Below are 3,434 nucleotides of genomic sequence, written 5' to 3' on the forward strand. Positions count from 1 at the left end.
CTCACAAATTTCTTAGTGGGAGAAAATTCGCCCAAACGATGCCCAACCATATCTTCCGTGACTAAAACTTCTAAATGACTTTTACCATTATGCACCCCAAAAGAAAAACCTACCATTTCTGGCGCAATTTGGCTGGCGCGCGACCAAGTTTTAACCACACCCGTCTCCGTCGGTTTTTTGCCTATTATTTTCTGTAAAAGTTTTGGGTCCACAAAAGGACCTTTTTTTAGTGATCTGGTCATGGTTTAGTTGTTTAGGTTTTAGGTATTTAGGAAAAAATTGCAGCTAAAACATTTTTTCAAAATGTTCACCCGACCAAAACAGAGTTTTGGTTTAGGGAGCGATTTTCTCCGTGTTGTTTTTAATTGAAAAATGTGTAGAGTTCAATCGCAAACAAAAAAATACAACCCCTCATTCGGAGCTCGCTCTATCATAGCAAAATTACGGGCAATGTCAATCTTTGCTTCCTTGAATTATGCTGGACTGCTTGCTCCGTTAGAAAAGTCGACGGGCGAGGCTCCGCCTCGCCCGTCGTCTTCGCGAGCGTTTAGCGAAGCGATCCAGAAGCGTGACGGTACGATTAACTTTTCTGGATTGTTTGACCACCCGTAGGTGTGGCTTCGTCGCTCCCAGAAGTCGCTTCTCGCGAAGACGGATTTTGGCGAAGCCAAAATCCGTCCCTTCCGTCTTCGCGAGCGTTTAGCGAAGCGATCCAGTCCGATATTGTCGTCTTCGCAAACAACCAAAACTTTCTTGGGCAAAAACCAAAACACGCTCCTTAAGGAGCGTGTTTTAAAAACCTCAACAAGATTACTGTCCTATTTCTTAATACTGTGTTTTATACTTTCAATCGCATCTGTCGCTGCATCTTTGCCTCCTAAACCAAAGGCCAAACCGGCTGCCAAAGCAACAGCTACCACAAGTCCCGTGAACAATGTCTGGACAAAAGCGGCTGCAACACCTAATTGGTACAAAGCCATCAATATCGCGAAAACCCAAATTGCCCAACGGGAGATAGCGCCCAATAAATTGGACACTTTTATATCCGCCGCTTTGGCTGAACCTTTCACAACATTTTCCACCGCCTCAGCCAAAATTGCCGCAATCAACAAAATGAAGACCGCCGCGATCACTCTTGGCAAATAGAGCAAGACCACTTGTTGCAAAAATTGGTTAACTTGCGTGAGCCCCAAAACATCAAAAGCGGCTATCGCAAAGACGACAATGATAAACCATTTTATCAAACCGCCGATAAATTTGCCTGTATCTAAACGAAAGCCCGCTTTGTTTAGAGTTGATTCCAAGCCCGTGCTTCGCAACAATTTATCCAATTTTAAAGACCTCACCATCTGCATTACCACTCTTCCCAACAAAGCCCCTACTACCCAACCGACGGCAAAAATTAAAATTGCCACCACTAAATTGGGAACAAAACCAATCACTCCAAACCAAAGGTTTTGAAAAGACTGCGGTAATACTTCGCTCCAAGTTTGTAATATCATATTTATATTTTAATTAAAAATTAATAATAATTATTATCATTCACCAAAAATTTATAGAGGCATTTTGATGACCCAATCCAAGATTGGTTTTATGATTTAACGACCTTTATACTTTTTAATAATATCATCATTGAAGCAATTTAGAACACAAAAACTGTGGATAAAGTTTATTAAGACAAATTTATAAACCTAATTTATTGATTATTTTTTTATGAGAATAATCCAAAATATCCCGCAATAATTTATCATAAACCCCTAATCTATACTTAAAATCGGCTGTTTCCAAAATCACATATTTTAGTTCTTGACCTATTTCAGACTCCAGCACGCTCAAAGCCCTTTCTAAATAAGCGTTATTTAATTTATCGCCAACGATTAAAATATCAACACGGCTGTCTTTGTCTTGAATGAAAACACCGGCGACAATGACCGCGGTGAGCTGACCGCCTTTTTTTAATTTAGCGATTATTTCTTTTGGACTGAAAGCGCTTTTTTTTATAAGCAAATTGCTTAAAGGAGCCAACAAAGGAAAATCTTTGTCTAAAATCCAGCCACAACTTTTTACGCTTTTGTGGCGTTGTGGCGAGGAGGAAGCGCGATTGTTTTTGTTTTTTTCGCTGTCCTTATAATGAACCTTTTTCTTGATCAAACCGATTTTATTTAAATCGTTTAATTCTTTCCGCAAAGTCGGCAAAGCCACCTTCGCTCGAGTGGCAATTTCGGTGTTGTCAAAAACTCGTTCCAAATTTGACAAAAATAATCGCATTATTTTGACTTTGGCGGAACCGCCAAATAATTTGCTTAAAATATCCATAGGGATATTTTAGCAAATATTTTTGCCGAGGACAACAAAAATGGGCGGGGCGCGAAGCGCCCCACCCATTTTTCCTCTGCTTTGTTTCAATTTCCAAACTGGACTGTTTGACCACCCGTAGGTGTGGCTTCGTCGCTCCCCAAGGTTGCTTCTCGCAGGGACGGATTTTGCTTCGCAAAATCCGTCTTCGCGAGCGTTTAGCGAAGCGATCCAGTCCATTCCAATCCATTCCAGTCCAATAATTATTTCAATTCCACTTTTCCACCAGCTTCTTCTATCGCCTTTTTAAGCGCTTCTGCTTCTTCTTTTTTCACATCTTTCTTCAAAGACGCTGGAGCGGAATCAACCAATTCTTTCGCTTCTTTCAAACCAAGTCCCAGCGCGGATTTAATCGCTTTAATCACCGCTATTTTCTGCTCGCCCGCCGAGGTTAACTCAACATCAAACGAACTTTTTTCTTCCGCGCCTCCCGCTCCATCCGTCGCTCCTCCGCCCATTACCGCAACCGCCGTCGCCGAAACGCCGAATTTCTTTTCCAATAATTTAACTAATTCGTGCAAATCCAAGACTGACATTGTGTCAATGCTTTCCACCAAAGTTTTAAATTTAGCGGGAATTTCCACTTTTTCGTCCTCAACAGCCACCTCTTCTTTTTTTGCTTCTGCCAGTGTTGCGGTCGCTTCCGGTTTTGCTTCAATTGTTTTTTCAGTTGGAGCAACCACCGCGGTAATTTCCTCTTTTATTTCCGCAGGAACGGAAGTTTCGGTTGCGACCGGAGTTTTCGCCGGCGTTTCCGCGACCACTTCTTCTTTGATTGTTTCTTTTTTAATTTCTGCCATAAGATTATTTAGTCAAAAGTCTATAAGGTCAAAAGGAAAAAATTTACTTACCCTCTCAACTTTACGGACTTTTGACTTTCATCCATTAATTAATAATTACGCAAATAATTTTACTGTTTAAATTTACTCTCAACCACTGCGCGCTGAAGCGCACAGGTCGCTTTCTGGACTGTTAATTTGCTTTTCTGTATTATTGAAAAAACTCTAAATTGTTTTGCAAATTTGCAGAGATGGGTGGACTGGACTGTTTGACCACCCGTTAGGTGTGGCTTCGCTAAC

4 protein-coding genes are annotated in these 3,434 nt (G+C 41.1%); all 4 read right to left on the bottom strand.

The window, feature by feature from the left end; all coding sequences use genetic code 11:
- A partial coding sequence (rpsS, locus tag KKC46_23055) for a 30S ribosomal protein S19 (GenBank protein MBU1056684.1) occupies positions 1-242 on the bottom strand: 242 nt, incomplete at its 3' end.
- A 576-nt stretch (positions 243-818) separates the two neighbouring features.
- Positions 819-1,502, bottom strand: a complete 684-nt coding sequence (locus KKC46_23060) for a hypothetical protein (GenBank protein MBU1056685.1) — start codon at positions 1,500-1,502, stop codon at positions 819-821.
- A gap of 181 nt (positions 1,503-1,683) precedes the next feature.
- Positions 1,684-2,316, bottom strand: a complete 633-nt coding sequence (locus KKC46_23065; protein ID MBU1056686.1) for a hypothetical protein — start codon at positions 2,314-2,316, stop codon at positions 1,684-1,686.
- A 242-nt stretch (positions 2,317-2,558) separates the two neighbouring features.
- Positions 2,559-3,155 carry a 50S ribosomal protein L7/L12 gene (gene rplL / locus KKC46_23070; GenBank protein ID MBU1056687.1) on the bottom strand — a complete coding sequence of 199 codons (597 nt, stop codon included), beginning with the start codon at positions 3,153-3,155 and terminating at the stop codon, positions 2,559-2,561.
- Positions 3,156-3,434 lie beyond the last annotated feature (279 nt).

Source organism: Pseudomonadota bacterium (assembly GCA_018817425.1).
In the GTDB taxonomy this organism is placed as follows: domain Bacteria; phylum Desulfobacterota; class Desulfobacteria; order Desulfobacterales; family RPRI01; genus RPRI01.

What these genes read in the sequence shown, in the direction of transcription:
- KKC46_23065 (MBU1056686.1), bottom strand. Translation starts at nt 2,316, where the DNA reads ATGGATATTTTAAGCAAATTATTTGGCGGTTCCGCCAAAGTCAAAATA.
- KKC46_23060 (MBU1056685.1), bottom strand. Translation starts at nt 1,502, where the DNA reads ATGATATTACAAACTTGGAGCGAAGTATTACCGCAGTCTTTTCAAAAC.
- rplL (MBU1056687.1), bottom strand. Translation starts at nt 3,155, where the DNA reads ATGGCAGAAATTAAAAAAGAAACAATCAAAGAAGAAGTGGTCGCGGAA.